This window comes from Brachybacterium sp. GU-2 (genome assembly GCF_030866705.2).
In the GTDB taxonomy this organism is placed as follows: Bacteria; Actinomycetota; Actinomycetes; order Actinomycetales; family Dermabacteraceae; genus Brachybacterium; species Brachybacterium conglomeratum.
The window spans coordinates 1,295,107-1,312,059 of the sequence record NZ_CP133037.2 but is presented as its reverse complement, the minus strand read 5'-3'; the positions used below and the strand labels follow the sequence as shown (position 1 = coordinate 1,312,059).

General features: G+C 70.9%; 13 protein-coding genes, 3 tRNA genes and 1 pseudogene. 13 read left to right on the top strand and 4 right to left on the bottom strand.

Features of this window, described 5'->3' with window-relative positions; all coding sequences use genetic code 11:
* Window positions 1-17 precede the first annotated feature (17 nt).
* Both RBL05_RS06030 and RBL05_RS06025 read left to right on the top strand, forming a co-directional pair.
* On the top strand, window positions 18-1,343 hold the full coding sequence (locus RBL05_RS06030; protein ID WP_308739197.1) for an ISL3 family transposase: 1,326 nt from the start codon (window positions 18-20) through the stop codon (window positions 1,341-1,343).
* 12 nt (window positions 1,344-1,355) lie between these two features.
* The gene (locus RBL05_RS06025) at window positions 1,356-1,556 is read left to right on the top strand and encodes a hypothetical protein (RefSeq protein WP_308740253.1); all 201 of its coding nucleotides are present in this window, start codon (window positions 1,356-1,358) and stop codon (window positions 1,554-1,556) included.
* Between the two features lie 111 nt (window positions 1,557-1,667).
* On the opposite strand, the gene RBL05_RS06020 is transcribed toward RBL05_RS06025, so the two are convergent.
* Window positions 1,668-2,876: a PLP-dependent aminotransferase family protein gene (locus RBL05_RS06020; protein ID WP_263310619.1), complete on the bottom strand. Its 1,209-nt coding sequence runs from the start codon at window positions 2,874-2,876 to the stop codon at window positions 1,668-1,670.
* Window positions 2,877-3,073: 197 nt separating this feature from the next.
* Window positions 3,074-3,147: transfer RNA gene (locus tag RBL05_RS06015), tRNA-Gly, on the bottom strand.
* Between the two features lie 137 nt (window positions 3,148-3,284).
* On the opposite strand from RBL05_RS06015, the gene RBL05_RS06010 reads away from it, so the two are divergent.
* The 3 genes from RBL05_RS06010 to RBL05_RS06000 all read left to right on the top strand — a co-directional run bounded on the left by RBL05_RS06010 (window position 3,285) and on the right by RBL05_RS06000 (window position 5,473).
* Window positions 3,285-3,358 (top strand) — tRNA-Pro (locus RBL05_RS06010).
* An 85-nt stretch (window positions 3,359-3,443) separates the two neighbouring features.
* Entirely contained in the window at window positions 3,444-4,862 is a 1,419-nt protein-coding gene (tig, locus tag RBL05_RS06005; RefSeq protein ID WP_308740254.1) for a trigger factor, read from the top strand.
* Window positions 4,863-4,963: 101 nt separating this feature from the next.
* Complete coding sequence (locus RBL05_RS06000) at window positions 4,964-5,473, top strand: dihydrofolate reductase family protein (RefSeq protein ID WP_308740255.1); 510 nt, start codon at window positions 4,964-4,966, stop codon at window positions 5,471-5,473.
* A 58-nt stretch (window positions 5,474-5,531) separates the two neighbouring features.
* Here RBL05_RS06000 and RBL05_RS05995 read toward each other — a convergent pair whose 3' ends face one another.
* Window positions 5,532-6,368, bottom strand: a complete 837-nt coding sequence (locus tag RBL05_RS05995; RefSeq protein WP_308740256.1) for a C40 family peptidase — start codon at window positions 6,366-6,368, stop codon at window positions 5,532-5,534.
* Between the two features lie 399 nt (window positions 6,369-6,767).
* Between RBL05_RS05995 and RBL05_RS05990 the strand changes: the two genes are divergently transcribed.
* From RBL05_RS05990 to nrfD, 7 genes and pseudogenes are all read left to right on the top strand, one after another.
* Entirely contained in the window at window positions 6,768-7,343 is a 576-nt protein-coding gene (locus tag RBL05_RS05990; protein WP_050815762.1) for an ATP-dependent Clp protease proteolytic subunit, read from the top strand.
* An 82-nt stretch (window positions 7,344-7,425) separates the two neighbouring features.
* Entirely contained in the window at window positions 7,426-8,094 is a 669-nt protein-coding gene (locus RBL05_RS05985) for an ATP-dependent Clp protease proteolytic subunit (RefSeq protein ID WP_308741116.1), read from the top strand.
* Between the two features lie 158 nt (window positions 8,095-8,252).
* A complete protein-coding gene (gene clpX, locus RBL05_RS05980; protein WP_308740257.1) occupies window positions 8,253-9,593 on the top strand; it encodes an ATP-dependent Clp protease ATP-binding subunit ClpX in 1,341 nt (446 codons plus the stop codon).
* Window positions 9,590-9,934, top strand: a complete 345-nt coding sequence (locus RBL05_RS05975; RefSeq protein WP_308740258.1) for a chorismate mutase — start codon at window positions 9,590-9,592, stop codon at window positions 9,932-9,934. Before clpX ends, RBL05_RS05975 begins: the two co-directional genes overlap by 4 nt.
* Before the next feature lie 29 nt (window positions 9,935-9,963).
* Window positions 9,964-13,275 (top strand): annotated as a pseudogene (fdh, locus tag RBL05_RS05970) (formate dehydrogenase); the annotation flags it as partial.
* 155 nt (window positions 13,276-13,430) lie between these two features.
* On the top strand, window positions 13,431-14,447 hold the full coding sequence (locus RBL05_RS05965; RefSeq protein ID WP_308740259.1) for a 4Fe-4S dicluster domain-containing protein: 1,017 nt from the start codon (window positions 13,431-13,433) through the stop codon (window positions 14,445-14,447).
* Window positions 14,444-15,667 (top strand): NrfD/PsrC family molybdoenzyme membrane anchor subunit, encoded by a 1,224-nt coding sequence (gene nrfD, locus RBL05_RS05960; RefSeq protein ID WP_308740260.1) that lies wholly within the window; start codon window positions 14,444-14,446, stop codon window positions 15,665-15,667. Before RBL05_RS05965 ends, nrfD begins: the two co-directional genes overlap by 4 nt.
* A 52-nt stretch (window positions 15,668-15,719) precedes the next feature.
* On the opposite strand, the gene selD is transcribed toward nrfD, so the two are convergent.
* Entirely contained in the window at window positions 15,720-16,715 is a 996-nt protein-coding gene (selD, locus tag RBL05_RS05955; RefSeq protein WP_412523790.1) for a selenide, water dikinase SelD, read from the bottom strand.
* A gap of 97 nt (window positions 16,716-16,812) precedes the next feature.
* On the opposite strand from selD, the gene RBL05_RS05950 reads away from it, so the two are divergent.
* Window positions 16,813-16,907, top strand: a tRNA-Sec gene (locus RBL05_RS05950).
* Window positions 16,908-16,953 lie beyond the last annotated feature (46 nt).

The window sequence follows — 16,953 nt, the reverse complement described above, 5'->3', positions numbered from 1 at the left end:
TCTCAAGGACCTCGACAATGCCCAACTCTACGTGCGCCTGCTCTGACGCGCTCGGCCGCTGCGACCGTTGCGATCTTCTCCTCGATTTCCCCACCCTCCATCTGGCCTCGGTGGTGAAGGGCCGTACGGGCCTGGTGCTCGAGGTCGAGTCCTGCGATCCAGTGGCCGGATGCCCTGGTTGCGGAGTCATCGCCGCTGGTCACGGCCGAGTGATGGTCGAGGTGATCGATGCGCCCTGGGCGGGCCGTCCAGTGCGGATCCGGTGGCGCAAGCGCCGCTGGATCTGCCACGAGGGCCTCTGCGAGGTGGTCTCGTTCGTGGAGCAGGACCCGGAGGTCTGCGCTCCGCGGGGCCTGCTGAGCACGCGCGCGATCCGCTGGGCGATCGGTCAGCTCCGCCGCGAGGGAGCGACTATCCAGGGCCTTGCTCGTCAGCTCGGCACGACCTGGAACACGGTCTGGTCCCAGGTCCGACCACTCCTGATCGAGGCTGCGAACGACCCGTCCCGGTTCGAGGGAGTGCAGGTCCTGGGCGTGGACGAGCACATCTGGCACCACCGCGACCCGCGCCGGCGCGGCCCGAAGGAGCTCACCGGGATGGTCGACCTGACCCGAGGACCCCACCCCACCGCCAGGCTGCTGGACCTGGTCCCCGGCCGATCCGGCAAGGCCTACCGAGACTGGCTGGACGAGCGGGGCGAGACGTTCCGACGGCGGGTCGAGATCGCGACGCTGGACCCGTTCCAGGGATATAAGAACGCGATCGATGACCAGCTCGAAGATGCGACCTGCGTGCTGGACGCCTTCCACATCGTCAAGCTCGGCGGGGCGGCGGTCGATGACGTTCGCCGCCGGATCCAGCAGGAGACCCTCGGCCACCGCGGCCGCAAGGGAGATCCCCTCTACGGCATCCGCCACATCCTCCGCGCGGGGCGCGAACGCCTCACCCCGCGCCAGCAGACTCGGCTGGCCAGCGCGTTCGCGGCGCATCCCGAGCATGTCGCGGTCGAGGTCGCCTACCACTGCTCCCAAGACCTCCGCGACGTCTTCCACCAGCCCACACCCGCACGAGGGCGACAGCTCGCCGAGGAGCTCATCGCCTCCCTGCCGTCCTGCCCGATCCCGGAGATCGCCAGGCTCGGGAAGACTCTGCGCCGCTGGCGGACAGCGTTCCTGGCCTACTTCGACACCAACGGCGCGAGCAACGGCGGCACCGAGGCCGTCAACGGGCTCATCGAGCTCGGCCGCCGCACCGCCCGCGGCTTCCGGAATTTCGAGCACTACCGCCTCCGAATGCTCCTCATCACCGGCGGCCTCGACGCCTCACCCCACACTCAACTCTGAAGAGCCGGCAATGTGCTGTCGAACCCGCTGATCGGGCTCGTGAAGCATCCGCGCCCCGTCCGGGATCCCGTCCCGGGGCCGAGCATCCCGGTCCGGGACCCGGCCTGGTCGTACGGGGAGCTGCGCGAGCGGGCCCGGGAGATCCTGCCGGGGGCCGTGCTGCACCGGCGCGAGGGCTTCCGCTCGACGCTGCGGTGGCAGAAGCCGATCTGACGTCTCTGCCCTGTCGCCGCGCCCGCCGTGCCGGGGCGCGGTGCGTCGCGACATCGCGCGTCGGAGGACGGGCCGTCGGGCGTCGGCCCAGGTGCCGGCCCGGGCGCCGGCTCAGGCGCGGTGCGCGGCGATGACCTCGCCGAGGCGGGCGACGGCGTCCTCGATCACGGCGGGGGAGTGGGTGACGAAGCTGAGCCGCATCGTGGAGCGGTCCGCATGGTCGGCGTAGAAGGACCAGCCGGGCAGATAGGCGACCCCGGCCTCGACGGCATCGGCGAGCATCTCCTGCGCGTCGTAGCTCTCGCCGAGCGCGGCCCACAGGAACATCCCGCCCTCGGGACGGGTCACGTGCGCTCCGTCCGGCAGCACCGGGGCGATCGCCGCGGACATCGCGTCGCGCCGCTCGCGGTAGACGGCGCTGACCCGGGCGACGTGGGCGTCGAGGTCCACGGTCTCGAGATAGCGGGCGACCATCAGCTGGTCCACCACGGAGGACTGCATCGAGATCGCGGCCTTCGCCACGGCGAGGGTGTCCAGCACCGGGCCCTCCGCGCGCATCCAGCCGATGCGCACGCCGGGGCTCATCAGCTTGCTCATCGAGTTCAGCAGGATCGTCCGCTCGCCCATGCCGGGCAGCGCCGCGATCGGCGCCCAGGTGCTGCCGGTGAAGCTCAGGGCGCCGTAGGGATCGTCCTCGATCAGCGGCACGTCCGTGCGCTGCAGCACCTCGGCGACAGCCTGGCGCCGCTCGAGCGGCATCGTGCGCCCGGTCGGGTTCTGGAACGTGGGGATCAGGTAGACCATCCGCGGGTGGTGGGTGCGGATCGCCTCCTCGAGCGCCTCGGGGATCACGCCGTCGTCGTCGGTGTCCACCCCGATCATCCGCGCGCCGTGCACCGAGAAGGCCTGGACCGCGGCGAGATAGGTCGGGGACTCCACCAGCACCACGTCGCCCGGCTCGAGCAGGGCCTGGGCGACGACGAACAGCCCCTCCTGGGAGCCGGACGTGACGCGGATCTGCGAGGCGTCGGTGGGGAGGTCGCGCGAGACGCGGCGCGCGGCCTGCTCGCGCAGCTCGAGCTCGCCCTCGCTGACCCCGTACTGCAGCGCGCGATTCCCCTGCTGGGAGAGCACCCAGTCGTAGCAGGCGGTGACCTCCTCGAGCGCGAACAGCTCCGGGTCCGGGATGCCGCCGGCGAAGGAGACCACGTCCTCGCGGGCGGCGAGGGCGAAGATGTCCTTGAGCGGGGAGGACTCCATCCCCGCATAGCGCGCGGCGACGGGGAAGCGGAACGGTGCGGAGCTCGGGGGCGTGGTCATCGCCCCATCGTGTCACGCAGGCCGTACGGGAGCAGGCGGCGTCGACGTGAGATCCGCTCGGCCCGGCGGACGACGTCCGTGCTGGAGGCTCCGCCCTGCCGGAAGGGGCTGTGGCGCAGTGGGAGGAGCTCGCGTGGGCGCGAGCCCGGACGAGGCCGGGCCGCACCCCCTGAACAGGAAGGATGCGGCCCGGATGCTGGAGCGGGCGACGGGAATCGAACCCGCGTAATCAGTTTGGAAGACTGAGGCTCTACCATTGAGCTACGCCCGCATACGGCCCTATTGAACCAGATCAGAGCCGTCCGAGCACATCCCGCGTGGCCGGGACGACATGCATCTGCTCACAGGGCCCCGGGCGCCCCCCGCCACCGCACGGGCGGAACGGGTAATATCCCCTGGGTTGCCCTCCGGGGTGTAGCTCAGCTTGGTAGAGCACCCGCTTTGGGAGCGGGAAGTCGCAGGTTCGAATCCTGTCACCCCGACTCCGCCGCCGGGTCGCCGACGCGCGAGCTCCGGGGCGCCATCAGAATCGTCCATCCGATGTCCATCTACAGGGAGACCTGACCAGTGAAGACCGAGTCCGAGAAGCTCAGCCCCACCCGGGTGAAGCTCACCGTCGAGGTGCCCTTCGACGAGCTCAAGCCCGCCGTCGAGGCGGCCACCACGAAGATCGCCGATCAGGTGCAGATCCCCGGCTTCCGCAAGGGCAAGGTCCCCTCCAAGCTCGTCGAGCAGCGCTTCGGCCGCCCCGCGATCATGCAGGAGGCCGTCAACGACGCCCTGCCCGACTTCTACCAGCAGGCCGCGGCCGAGGCGGAGCTCAAGCCCGTCGGCCGCCCCGAGGTCGAGGTCACCGAGGTGCCGGGCCTGGACGGCTCCGAGGAGGGCAACCTGCTCTTCACCGTCGAGCAGGACGTCCGCCCCGAGATCGAGCTGCCCGACTTCGCCTCCTACGAGGTCGAGATCGAGGAGCCCGAGGTCGACGCCGACGCCGTCCAGGTGCGCCTGGACGAGCTGCGCGAGCGCTTCGGCACCCTCGTGGGCGTGGACCGCCCGGCCGAGGACGGCGACTTCGTCTCCGTCGACATGATCGCCACCATCGACGACGAGGAGATCGAGTCCGTCGAGGGCGTCTCCTACCGCATCGGCGAGGGCAACATGCTCGAGGGCCTCGACGAGGCGCTCATCGGCCTGTCCGCCGAGGAGTCCACCACCTTCGTCTCGAAGCTCGCCGGCGGCGACCGCGCGGGCGAGGAGGCGCAGGTCAAGGTCACCGCGCAGTCCGTGAAGGTGCGCGAGCTGCCCGAGGCCGACGACGAGTTCGCCGAGATGGCCTCCGAGTTCGACACCATCGACGAGCTCAAGGAGGACCTCAAGGTCCAGGCCGAGAAGGACGCCGAGGGCAACCGCGTGGCGCTCGCCCGCAACGCCCTGCTCGAGAAGCTCCTCGAGGAGCTCGAGATCCCCGTGCCCGAGCAGCTGGTCGAGGACGAGATCCTCACCCACCTGCAGAACGAGGGCAAGGAGGCCGGCGACCCGCACGGCGAAGAGATCCGCGAGGACACCGAGAAGGCGATCCGCGCCCAGTTCGTGCTCGACGAGATCAACGGCACCCGCCAGGTCGACGTCGACCAGAACGACCTCATGAGCTACATGACGCAGCTCTCCGCGCAGTACGGCATCGAGTCGAACCAGCTGCTGCAGATGCTCGCCCAGTCCGGCCAGCTCGAGCAGATCTTCGCCGAGGTGCAGCGCTCCAAGGCGCTCGACGTGGTCCTCGCCGACGTCACCGTCAAGAACGCGAAGGGCGACGTGCTCGACCTCGGCCTGAAGGCCGAGGCGGCCGACGACGCCGAGCAGACCGAGGACTCCGAGGAGAAGCCCGCCGCGAAGAAGGCTCCGGCCAAGAAGGCCCCCGCCAAGAAGCCGGCCGCCAAGAAGGCGGCGGCGAAGGACGGGGCCGCCACGGACGAGACCGCCGAGTGACCCTCCGCCGCTGACGGGGCCTGGCCCCGCACGGCAGATCGACGGGCCGCCACCCCTTCCGGGGTGGCGGCCCGTCGGCGTCGGTGGGAGACTGCCCGCCCATGGACGGCGAGGTCGTGGCGCGGCTCGCCGAACCCGTCGGTGTGATCATCTCCGGCCGGCGCGGCTACGACGCCGCGGTCGCGCAGGCGGTCGAGCGCGGCGAGCTGACCTCCGAGGCCTACGGCGGGGCCTGGGGCGGGGTCGAGATCGTGCTGACCCATCGGCCCGAGGAGCTCGCCGGCGATCCCTCGGTGACCGCCCTGGACGTCGACGTGGCCGAGGCGATCCGTCGCGCCCACGAGCTCGCGGACGGCAAGGACGTGCAGATCATCAGCGCCGACATCGCCCGCCAGGCCCTCGAGCTCGACCTCGTCGACGAGCTGCAGATCTTCTCCGCGCCGGTGATGCTCGGCGACGGGACGCGCGCCTTCTCGGTGCCCGGCGGGCGGCGGATCGACTGGGAGCTGGTCGGGACCATCCCGGGCGCGGAGGCGGGATTCGGCCGCCTCTACCGTCCCCGCGGGACGGCGGGGAGCGGCGCAGCGGCCGGATCGAGCGGGGCCGGATGAACGGGCACGGCCCGGCTCCCGCGAGGGGAGCCGGGCCGTGGGCCGAGGAGCCGGTGGCTCAGCGGTAGGTGACGAAGCCGATCGGGTTGCCCCAGATGGAGCGCTCGACGACGCGCTGCTTCGAGCCGGAGGCGTCGATGATCTGGCCGTTGCCGGCGTAGATCGCGACGTGGCCGGACCAGGCGACGATGTCGCCGGGCTGGGCCTGCGACTGGGAGATCCAGCGGCCGCCGTTGGCGATCTGGCCGGAGGTGCGCGGCAGCGAGATGCCGGCGGCCTTGTAGGCGTAGTTCACGAGGCCCGAGCAGTCCATGCCGCCGAGGGAGGAGCCGCCCCAGGAGTAGGGGGTGCCCACGGCGGAGCGGGCCGCGTTCGCGATGGTGCTGGAGGAGCCGGAGGAGGAGCTCGAAGCGCTCGAGGAGGGGGCGGACGCACCGCCGGTGGAGACGCCGCCGTTCAGGGCGGCGCGGGTGTTCGGGCCGACGACCCCGTCGACCAGGAGGCCCTTCGAGGACTGGTAGTCCTTGACCGCCGCGTGGGTGCGCTTGCCGAACACGCCGTCGACCGCGAGGCCCGCGCCGTTCGCGTTCAGCGCCGACTGCAGCTCCTGCACGGCGCCGCCGCGGGAGCCCCAGCGGAGCTTCTGGGTGGAGTTCAGAGCGGCCGACGGGGCGACCGAGGGGGCGGCGTCGGCAGTGGCCGGAGCGGCGGCGGCCGGAGCGGCCGGGGCGCTCGGGGCGGCGGGCGCGGCCTGGGCCGAGGCGCCGGTGAAGGCGGTGCCGAGGACGACGGTGCCGAGGACGGCGGCGCCGCCGAGGCCGCGGGCCGCGGTACCGGCCTGGCGGGTGGGGAGCTGAGCGCGGCCGGGGAGACGGTGGGAGTTGTGCTGAGCCATGATGAGCGGGAGTTCCTTCCGATCCCGACCGGGGGTCGGGGGCATTCCTGCGGGATGTCGCGACCTCTGGGGCCGGGGTGATGACTTCAAGGTAGGAGGGTCGCCGGGCGGTTCTGAAGGCGCTTGGCGGACCCGGAGAACGCTCTTTGTCTCTTTTTTACACTTCGGCAGGAAGTCGTGACCGACTCTCGCCCCTCCTTGACGTTCCCGGGGGCGGGGTGCCACAGGGGCCGCGACGCCGTGGCAGTGCGCCTGCGGCGAACAGGACCCGTCACCCTCCCACCCAGCGCCTAGAGTCGACGCATCGACGATTCCCGCGATCAAGGAGCCCCCGTGACCTCTCAGACCCCGCAGAGCAGCCAGCCCTCCGCGCCCCGTGACGCGGCCGGCGATTCCCCGATGGGCCTCGACGACAACGTCTACCAGCGCCTTCTGCGCGAGCGCATCGTGTGGCTCGGCTCTGAGGTCCGCGACGAGAACGCCAACGCGATCTGCGCCAAGATCCTGCTGCTGGCCGCCGAGGACCCGGACAAGGACATCTACCTCTACATCAACAGCCCCGGCGGCTCGATCACCGCGGGCATGGCCATCTACGACACGATGAAGTTCGTCAAGCCGGACATCGTGACCGTCGGCATGGGCATGGCGGCCTCGATGGGCCAGTTCCTGCTCTCCTCCGGCACGAAGGGCAAGCGCTACGCGACCCCGCACACCCGCGTGCTCATGCACCAGCCGCTCGGCGGCCTCGGCGGCACCGCCACCGACATCCGCATCCAGGCCGACCTCATCCTCTCGATGAAGAACCAGCTCGCCGAGCTGATCGCCGAGCAGACCGGCAAGAGCGTCGAGCAGATTCACGCCGACTCCGACCGCGACCACTGGTTCACGGCGGCGGAGGCCCTGGAGTACGGCTTCATCGACAAGATCGTCGCCGGCTCCGGCGACGTCACGGGCGGCGGCGGCACCGACAGCTGATCGCCCGCTCCAGCACCTTCCGACACCTTCGAGACCAGGAGACCCCGTGACCTTCGATCCCCGCACCATCGGCGCGCTGCCCATGGCCCAGGCCGGCGCGCAGCCCGCCGCCGCCGCTCAGATGCCGACCTCCCGCTACGTGCTGCCCCAGTACGAGGAGCGCACGCCCTACGGCTTCAAGCGCCAGGACCCCTACACCAAGCTCTTCGACGACCGCATCATCTTCCTCGGCGTGCAGGTGGACGACGCCTCGGCCGACGACGTGATGGCGCAGCTGCTCGTGCTCGAGTCCCAGGACCCGGACCGCGACATCACGCTGTACATCAACAGCCCCGGCGGCTCGTTCACCGCGCTGACCGCGATCTACGACACGATGCAGTACATCAAGCCCGAGATCACCACCGTGTGCCTCGGCCAGGCGGCCTCCGCCGCCGCCGTGCTGCTCGCGGCCGGCGCGCCCGGCAAGCGCCTCGCGCTTCCGAACGCCCGCATCCTCATCCACCAGCCCGCGATGGGCGGCGAGGGTGGCGGCGGCCAGGCCTCCGACCTCGAGATCCAGGCCAACGAGATCATGCGCATGCGCGAGTGGCTCGAGGAGACTCTCGCCCACCACTCGGGTCGCACCAAGGAGCAGGTCAGCGCCGACATCGAGCGCGACAAGATCCTCACCGCGCAGGGCGGCCTCGAGTACGGCCTGGTCGACCAGGTGCTCACCTCCCGCAAGGAGCCGCGTCCGGCGCTCGGGCGCTGACGCGTCGGCGGACCGCCGCGACGGCTCCGCCGCACGACGATCGACCGCGACGGCCCCGCTGCGGCGGGGCCGTCGTTCTGCCCACAGCGAGCCTGCGCGGTCACGCTAGGAGCGGCGGGTAGGCTGGGCGAACCTGAGCGCCGAGGAGGAGGACAGCTGTGGCACGTACGAGCGAGAACGGGGACGTTTTCAAGTGCTCCTTCTGCGGCAAGTCGCAGAAGCAGGTCGAGCGACTGATCTCGGGGCCGGGGGTGTACATCTGCGAGGAGTGCATCGAGCTGTGCAACGAGATCATCGCCGAGGAGATCCAGGCCGCTCAGCCCGCCGCCGAGGAGCAGGCCCCGCTGCCCGCCCCGCGTGAGATCTTCGACTTCCTCGAGGAGTACGTGGTCGGCCAGGAGCCCGCCAAGCGCGCCCTCGCCGTCGCGGTCTACAACCACTACAAGCGCGTGCGTGCGCAGGACGCCGCGCAGGCGGCTCCGAACGCGAAGAGCGCCGCCGCGAGCCTCGCCGAGGAGGCGAGCGACGACCACGAGGACATCGAGGTCTCCAAGTCCAACGTCATGCTGGTGGGCCCCACCGGCTGTGGCAAGACCTACCTCGCCCAGACCCTCGCCAAGATGCTCGACGTCCCCTTCGCGATGGCGGACGCCACCGCGCTGACCGAGGCCGGCTACGTCGGCGAGGACGTCGAGAACATCCTGCTGAAGCTCCTGCAGGCCGCGGACTACGACGTGAAGAAGGCCGAGCGCGGAATCATCTACATCGACGAGGTGGACAAGATCGGCCGCAAGGCCGAGAACCCCTCGATCACCCGCGACGTCTCCGGCGAGGGCGTGCAGCAGGCGCTGCTGAAGATCCTCGAGGGCACGGTCGCGGCGGTGCCGCCGCAGGGCGGGCGCAAGCACCCCCATCAGGAGTTCATCCAGATCGACACGACGAACGTGCTGTTCATCGTGGCGGGCGCCTTCGCCGGCATCGAGGACATCATCGGCTCCCGCATCGGCAAGCGCGGGATCGGCTTCGGCTCCGAGCTGCACTCCCCGCTCGCGCAGGAGGCGCTGTACTCGAAGCTGCTGCCCGAGGACCTGCTGAAGTTCGGCCTGATCCCCGAGTTCATCGGCCGCCTGCCGGTGATCACGAGCGTCTCGAACCTCGACCGGGAGGCGCTGATCACGATCCTCACCGAGCCCCGCAACGCGCTGGTGAAGCAGTACCGCAAGATGTTCGCACTGGACGGCGTCGAGCTCGACTTCGAGCGCAGCGCCCTGGAGGCCATCGCGGACAAGGCTGTCGAGCGGGAGACCGGCGCGCGCGGCCTGCGCGCCATCCTCGAGGAGTCCCTGCAGCCGGTCATGTTCGAGGTCCCCTCCCGGGACGATGTGGTCAAGGTGGTCATCACCGAGGGCGTCGTGACCGAGGGCCGGGCGCCCCTGATGCTCACCGGCAAGGACGCGGACCGCGAGCACGACAGCGGCCGGCAGGAGCGCACCGCATGAGCGCACCCGGCCACCCGGGCCCGCCGCGCGAGGCGGACGTCGCCCGGGCCCGGGAGCTGCTGGGCGAGGAGCGGCGCAGCATCGACAACATCGACGCCGCCCTCGTGCACCTGCTCGCCGAGCGCTTCTCCCACACCCAGCGCGTGGGCCTGCTGAAGGCCGAGCACGGCCTGCCGCCGGCGGATCCGGACCGCGAGCAGCAGCAGATCGAGCGCCTGCGCTCCCTCGCCGATGCCGCGGGGCTGGACCCCACCTTCGCCGAGGCGTTCATGCGCTTCATCGTCACCGAGGTGATCCGCCACCACGAGCGGATCCGCGACGAGGGCGCGGAGCGGCCCTGACCCGACTCCGACCTGCTAGCATCGTCGGCATGAACCGCTCAATATTCCTCGAGTGGCCGGTCCTCCGGCAGCTTCGCGACGGGGACAGGCTGGGTCGCGGTGCCGCGGTCACGTCAAGAGCCACACGGGCCACCGCCCCGCGCACCGCAGAGGCGGACAGCGTCGTCCAGAGCGTCTGCCCGTACTGCGCCGTCGGCTGCGGCCAGCGGATCTACACCAAGGATGACAAGGTCATCCAGATCGAAGGCGATCCCGATTCGCCGATCTCCCGGGGACGACTGTGCCCCAAGGGCGCCGCGAGCGAGCAGCTGGCCAACTCGCCGCGCCGTGTCACGACGATCCGATACCGCGCGCCGCACTCCACCGACTGGCAGGACCTCGATCACGACACCGCGATGGACATGATCGCGGACCGCTTCCTCGAGGCGCGCCGCCGTCACTGGCAGGACGAGGACGACGAGGGGAATCCGCTGCGGCGCACGATGGGCATAGCCTCGCTGGGCGGGGCAACCATCGACAACGAGGAGAACTACCTCGCCAAGAAGCTCTTCACCGCCTCCGGCGCCGTGCAGATGGAGAACCAGGCCCGCATTTGACACTCCGCCACGGTCCCCGGTCTGGGGACCTCGTTCGGACGTGGCGGTGCCACCCAGTACCTGCAGGACATGGCCAATGCCGACTGCATCGTGATCCAGGGGTCGAACATGGCCGAGGCCCACCCCGTGGGCTTCCAATGGGTCATGGAGGCGAAGGCGAAGGGTGCGCGGATCATCCATGTGGACCCGCGCTTCTCGCGCACCAGCGCGAACGCCCACCGGCACGTCCCGATCCGCGCGGGCACTGACGTCGTGCTCCTCGGGGCGATCATCAACTACGTGCTCACGCACGATCTGTGGTTCGAGGACTACGTGCGCGCGTTCACGAACGCGAGCTCGCTGATCAAGGACACCTATGTCGATGCCGAGGACCTCGGCGGCCTCTTCTCGGGATTCGACCCCGACAAGGGCACCTACGACACGGACTCCTGGCAGTACGCCGACACCTCGTCCGACGGCCAGGACACCGCGCCGATCTACGACGAGGGCGGCGAGCACACGTCCTCGAGCGGTCGTCGCAGCGGCGACGACACGGGTGAGTCCAGCGGCGAGTCCCACGGCTCGGGCGGACCGCCGATCGAGCACGCCTACCCCACGCGCGACGAGACCCTCCAGGATCCCCGCTGCGTGTTCCAGATCGTGAAGCGCCATTACTCCCGATACACGCCGGAGATGGTGGAGGAGGCCTGCGGCATCTCGCGGGAGGACTTCGAGTACCTCGCGCAGTCGATGGCCGAGAACTCCGGCCCCGAGCGCACGACCTGCTTCGCCTACGCCGTAGGATGGACGCAGCACGTGGGCGGTGCGCAGTTCATCCGCGCCGCCGGCGTGCTCCAGCTGCTGCTGGGCAACATGGGGCGCCCGGGCGGCGGCATCATGGCGCTGCGCGGCCATGCCACGATCCAGGGCTCCACGGACATCCCCACCCTGTTCAACCTTTTGCCCGGCTACCTCCCGATGCCGAAGGCCGGGACGCACGGTTCCTTCCGGGAGTACGTCGACTCCATCGGTCAGAAGTCGCAGAAGGGCTACTGGGCGGATTCCGAGACGTACGCGGTCAACCTGCTCAAGGCCTGGTGGGGCGACTCCGCGACGAAGGGCAACGACTGGGCCTTCGATTACCTCCCCCGGCTGACCGGCGCCCACGGCACCTACCAGACCATGGAGCTCATGCTGGAGGACGGTGTCGACGGCTACTTCCTGCTGGGCCAGAACCCCGCGGTGGGTTCGGCGAACGGGCGCATGCAGCGCCTGGCCATGTCCCACCTGAAATGGATGGTCGTGCGGGACTTCTACATGATCGAGTCCGCGACCTGGTGGAAGGAAGGGCCGGAGATCGACTCGGGCGAGCTGCGGACCGAGGACATCGCCACCGAGGTCTTCTTCATGCCCGCGGCGAACCACACCGAGAAGTCCGGTTCCTTCACCCAGACCCAGCGCCTGGTCCAGTGGCGGGACCAGGCCGTCACCCCTCCGGGCGACTGCGTCAGCGAGCTGCAGTTCATGCACGAGCTCGGTCAGCGGATCCGGGCGAAGCTCGCCGACTCCACGGACCCGAGGGATCGACCCCTGCTCGACCTCACCTGGGACTACCCGGTGGACGAGCACGGCGAGCCGGACCCAGAGTCGGTGCTCAAGGAGATCAACGGCTACCGCGTCGGTGGGGAGGAGGACGGGCAGCCGCTCAGCAGCTACCTCCAGATGGCCGCCGACGGGTCCACGGCCGGCGGTTGCTGGATCTACACCGGCGTCTTCGCGGACGGCGTGAACCAGGCCCGTCGTCGCCGGCCCGGGCACGAGCAGGACGCGACCGCCGCGGAGTGGGCGTGGGCCTGGCCGCTCAACCGCCGGATGCTGTACAACCGCGCTTCCGCGGACGCCGACGGCAACCCCTGGAGCGAGCGCAAGAAGTACATCTGGTGGGACGCGGAGAAGGGCTCGTGGACAGGCAAGGACGTCCCCGATTTCCCGGCCACGAAGGACCCGCACGACGAGGGCGACCCGGAACAGGGCGGCGGTGCCGCTCTGGCCGGCACCGATGCGTTCATCATGCAGGCCGACGGGCGCGGATGGCTGTTCGCTCCCTCGGGCATGGTGGACGGTCCGCTCCCCACCCACTACGAGCCCGTCGAGTCCACGATCCCGAACCCTCTCTACACGCAGCAGTCCAACCCCACCCGCGTGTCCTTCTCGGACCGGGGCAATATGAACGCACCGGGGGTCTCCGGCAGCGAGAGCCAGGCGGCGGTGTACCCGTACGTGTTCACCACGTACCGCCTCACCGAGCATCACACCGCGGGCGGCATGAGCAGGTTCCTGCCCTATCTGTCCGAGCTCCAGCCCGAGCTGTTCTGCGAGGTCTCGCCGCAGCTCGCCGAGGAGGTGGGCCTGGAGCCCTACGGCTGGGCCACCATCATCACCCCTCGGTCGGCGATCGAGGCCCGGGTGCTGGTCACACGCCGGATGACGCCGCTGCAGGCCGGTGGGCGCACGGTGCACCAGATCGGGCTGCCGTACCACTTCGGCGAGGGCACGAACGCGGTGGTCAGCGGCGACGCGGTCAACGACCTCATCGGCACGAACCTCGACGCGAACACCCAGATCCAGAACTCCAAGGTGATCGCGTGCACGCTCAGACCGGGCCGACGGCCCCGGGGGAAGGCGCGCCGAGAGCTGGTGGACGAGCTGCAGCGGCAGGCCGGCATCGGACCCGAGACGGGCGACGAGAAGATCACCGTGCCCGAGCTGGTGGACGGCACCGCTGAGGAGTCGCTCCGGGAGAAGCAGGGGATCGCTCCCCATGGCGGCGAGCTCGATGCCGCCCTGGCCCACAAGCAGTCCGAGGAGAACCTCGACCCGCACGGGGGGTCCGAGGATTCCGCCACCCGAGAGGAGAACTGATGGCCCCGCTGACCGAGTCGCACCGACCCGTCGCCGAGTCGGGCTGGGAGCACGAGCATTCCCGCAAGGGCTTCTTCACGGACACGTCGATCTGCATCGGCTGCAAGGCCTGCGAGGTCGCCTGCAAGGAGTGGAACCGCAATCCGGCGGACGGCGATCTGGAGCTGCTCGGCTCCTCGTTCGACAACACCGGCGCGCTCGGGGCCAACACCTGGCGCCACGTCGCCTTCGTCGAGCAGGATGCCGAGCGCATCGAGCAGGCCCGCGAGTCGGGCCGACGTCTGGTGAGTCTGGGGATGCCGTCGATCGGCCCGCGCTCGGGCGCCGCCGCGCCCGGCGGGCGCCCGGACGAGGACCTCACGGGCGTGGACAGGACACCGCCGGACACCCCGCAGTTCCGCTGGCTGATGTCCTCGGACGTGTGCAAGCACTGCACCAACGCGGGATGCATGGACGTGTGCCCGACCGGCGCCCTGTACCGCACCGAGTTCGGCTCGGTGGTGGTGCAGGCCGACGTGTGCAACGGGTGCGGCACCTGCGTAGGAGCGTGTCCCTTCGGCGTGATCGAGCGTCGCGACGACGGCACCGTGACCGCCTCGACCTCGAGCGGCGATGCTCTCGAGCAGGAGGTGCCCCACGCCGGCACGGCCAACAAGTGCACCCTGTGCTACGACCGGCTCGTGGTGGGGGAGACCCCCGCATGCGCGAAGACCTGCCCGACCACCTCCATCAAGTTCGGCGACCACGAGGACTTGGTCGGCTCGGCCGAGGAGCGGGTGCAGCAGCTGCATGCGCAGGGCATGACCGACGCCCGTCTCTACGGTGCGAATCCCGCGGACGGCGTGGGCGGCATCGGCTCGGTCTTCCTCCTTCTCGACGAGCCCGAGGTCTACGGTCTGCCGCCGGATCCGCAGGTGCCCACCAAGGACCTGCCGCAGATGTACCGCACGGCCGGCATCGCAGCGCTCGGGATGGTCGCGGCGACCGCCCTCGCCTTCCTCGGAGGCCGCCGATGACCCACGCAGCTCATTCGGAGTACGACGACTACCGGCCGCCGGAGCCTGCGCGGGGAGGTCGGCGACGCCGCCGAGGAACCGGCCGACGCCGCGCGGAGGGCGCCGGAGGCGGCGAGGGCGCGCGCGAGATGTCGATGGTCGCGGACGTCGAGTTCGAGAACTACTACGGTCGCGCGGTCGTCAAGGCTCCGCCCTGGGAGTGGCCGATCGGCCTGTACCTCTTCGTCGGGGGGCTCGCCGGCGGCTCCTCGGTGCTGGCCGGCGGGGCCGCGCTTACCGACCGCCCGCTCCTGCGCCGCAACGCCCGGTTCGTCGCCCTCGGTGCCGTCAGCGCGGGCCTGCCCGCGCTCGTCCTCGACCTCGGGCGCCCCGAGCGGTTCCTCCACATGCTGCGCGTGTTCAAGCCGACCTCGCCCATGAGCGTGGGCACCTGGTTGCTCAGCGGCTTCAGCCTGTCCGCGGGTCTCGCGGCGGCCGGCGAGCTGGACCGCATGACGGGCGGGCGGATCGCCCCTCGCGCCCTGCGTCCTGTGCTGCGGGCGCTGGAAGGGGCCGGTGCGGTCGGTGCGGCGGCGCTCGGCGGACCGCTCGCCGCGTACACCGCCGCGCTCCTCGGCGACACGGCGGTTCCCACATGGGCCGCGACGCGCAAGTCCCTGGCATACGTCTTCGTCTCCTCGGCGACGATGGCCTCCACGGGTGCCGCGTTGGTCCTCACCCCCACCCGGGAGACGGGACCGGCACGCGTGCTCGCCGCTGCCGGGGTGCTCGGGGATGTGGTGGGCATGCACGTCATGAAGGACCAGATGCACGAGCTCGAGGCGGAGCCGCTCGAGACGGGCCGGCCGGGGAGGATGCTGAAGCTCTCCGAGGGGCTCGCGGTCACAGGCGGCGTCGCGGCTCTCCTGGGTGGTCGTTCCCGTCCGCTCGCGGTGCTCAGCGGCCTGGCGCTGCTCGGCGCCTCCGCCCTGACCCGCTTCGGCGTGCTCGAGGCCGGGCTGGAGTCCGTCAAGGATCCGCGCCGCGTCGTCGAGCCCCAGCGCGAGCGCCTGGAACGGCGGCGCGCCGCGGGCATCGTCGGCGACTCGATCACCACCGCCCCCGTGGCAGGCACCCGCCCGGGGGAGGACCCGGAGCAGACGGGTCCGGGTCCTCAGCGGCCCGAGGCCACGGAGCCCGGCTCCGTGGACGCCGGGGAGACGGGACGGGGCACGCTCTGAGACGCTCCCTGCGCGGACGTCGGCTGCGCTGAGGCGAGGAGCAGGGGCGCGGTCAACGGACCTGGATGCCCTCTCCCGCGACGGTCTCGCCGATCACCGGATAGCCGGGCACCTCGCCGATCACCAGCAGGCCGCCCGAGGTCTGCGCGTCGGCGAGCAGCAGCAGATCGTCCTCGTCGATGCCGGGGCCGGCCTGGACCGCGTGGCGCACCCACTCGAGGTTCCGCCGCGTCCCGCCGGAGACGAACCCGTCCCGCAGCGCCTCCGCCGCGCCCTCGACCAGCGGCACCGTCGCTCGGTCCAGGACCATGCCGACACCAGAGGCGCGGCCCATCTTGTACAGGTGGCCCAGCAGGCCGAAGCCCGTCACGTCGGTCGCGGCCTTCGCCCCGGCGGCCAGAGCCGCCTTCGAGGCGTCCCGGTTCAGGGTCGTCATCACCTCGATCGCGGCGGCGGAGACCTCGCCGGTGGACTTCATGCGGTTGTTCAGCACACCCACGCCGAGCGGCTTGGTCAGCGTGATCGGCAGGCCGGCCTCCGCGGCGTCGTTGCGCAGCAGACGGTCCGGGCGGGCGGTGCCGGTGACGGCCATGCCGTACTTGGGCTCGGGATCGTCGACCGAGTGCCCGCCGATCACCGGCACCCCGGCCTCCGTCGCGATCGCGAGACCGCCGGCGAGCACCTCCTGCAGCAGCTCGTAGGGCAGGACCTCGCGGGGCCAGCCGACGAGATTGATCGCGACCACGGGATCGCCGCCCATCGCGTAGATGTCGCTGAGCGCGTTCGCGGCCGCGATCCGGCCCCAGTCGTGGGCGTCGTCGACCACGGGGGTGAAGAAGTCCGCGGTGGAGAGCACCGCCGTGTCGCCGTCGGGCCCGCCGATCCGCACGGCGGCGGCGTCGTCCCCGTCGTCCAGGCCCACGATCACCTGGTCGTACTGCTGCCCGGCGAGGGAGGAGACGACCTCCTCGAGCTCGCCCGGCGGGATCTTCGAGGCGCAGCCGCCTCCGTGCGCCATCGTGGTCAGACGGATCTCGGGGCGGGCCAGGGGCTGGATGGGGGAGTCGCTCATGGCCCGACCCTAGCCCGGGCCGCCTGGGGAGGGCGAGCGTCGTCCCAGGTCCGGCGGTGATATCCTCGCCCGCGGAGGCGTACGTGTCCTGGTGGGCGCCCCAGTCTTCAAAACTGGTGAGACCGAGCATCTCGGTCTGGCGGGTTCGATTCCCGTCCGCCTCCGCCAATACTGCCGTCCGCCGCCGCGCGGACGCTCCGATCCCGTGCGCAGG

Excerpts from the sequence above, each read along its gene's own strand:
- RBL05_RS06030 (WP_308739197.1), top strand. The coding sequence starts at position 18 with ATGCCCAACTCTACGTGCGCCTGCTCTGACGCGCTCGGCCGCTGCGAC.
- RBL05_RS06020 (WP_263310619.1), bottom strand. The coding sequence starts at position 2,876 with ATGACCACGCCCCCGAGCTCCGCACCGTTCCGCTTCCCCGTCGCCGCG.
- RBL05_RS06000 (WP_308740255.1), top strand. The coding sequence starts at position 4,964 with ATGGACGGCGAGGTCGTGGCGCGGCTCGCCGAACCCGTCGGTGTGATC.
- RBL05_RS05995 (WP_308740256.1), bottom strand. The coding sequence starts at position 6,368 with ATGGCTCAGCACAACTCCCACCGTCTCCCCGGCCGCGCTCAGCTCCCC.
- RBL05_RS05990 (WP_050815762.1), top strand. The coding sequence starts at position 6,768 with ATGGGCCTCGACGACAACGTCTACCAGCGCCTTCTGCGCGAGCGCATC.
- RBL05_RS05985 (WP_308741116.1), top strand. The coding sequence starts at position 7,426 with ATGGCCCAGGCCGGCGCGCAGCCCGCCGCCGCCGCTCAGATGCCGACC.
- RBL05_RS05975 (WP_308740258.1), top strand. The coding sequence starts at position 9,590 with ATGAGCGCACCCGGCCACCCGGGCCCGCCGCGCGAGGCGGACGTCGCC.
- RBL05_RS05965 (WP_308740259.1), top strand. The coding sequence starts at position 13,431 with ATGGCCCCGCTGACCGAGTCGCACCGACCCGTCGCCGAGTCGGGCTGG.
- nrfD (WP_308740260.1), top strand. The coding sequence starts at position 14,444 with ATGACCCACGCAGCTCATTCGGAGTACGACGACTACCGGCCGCCGGAG.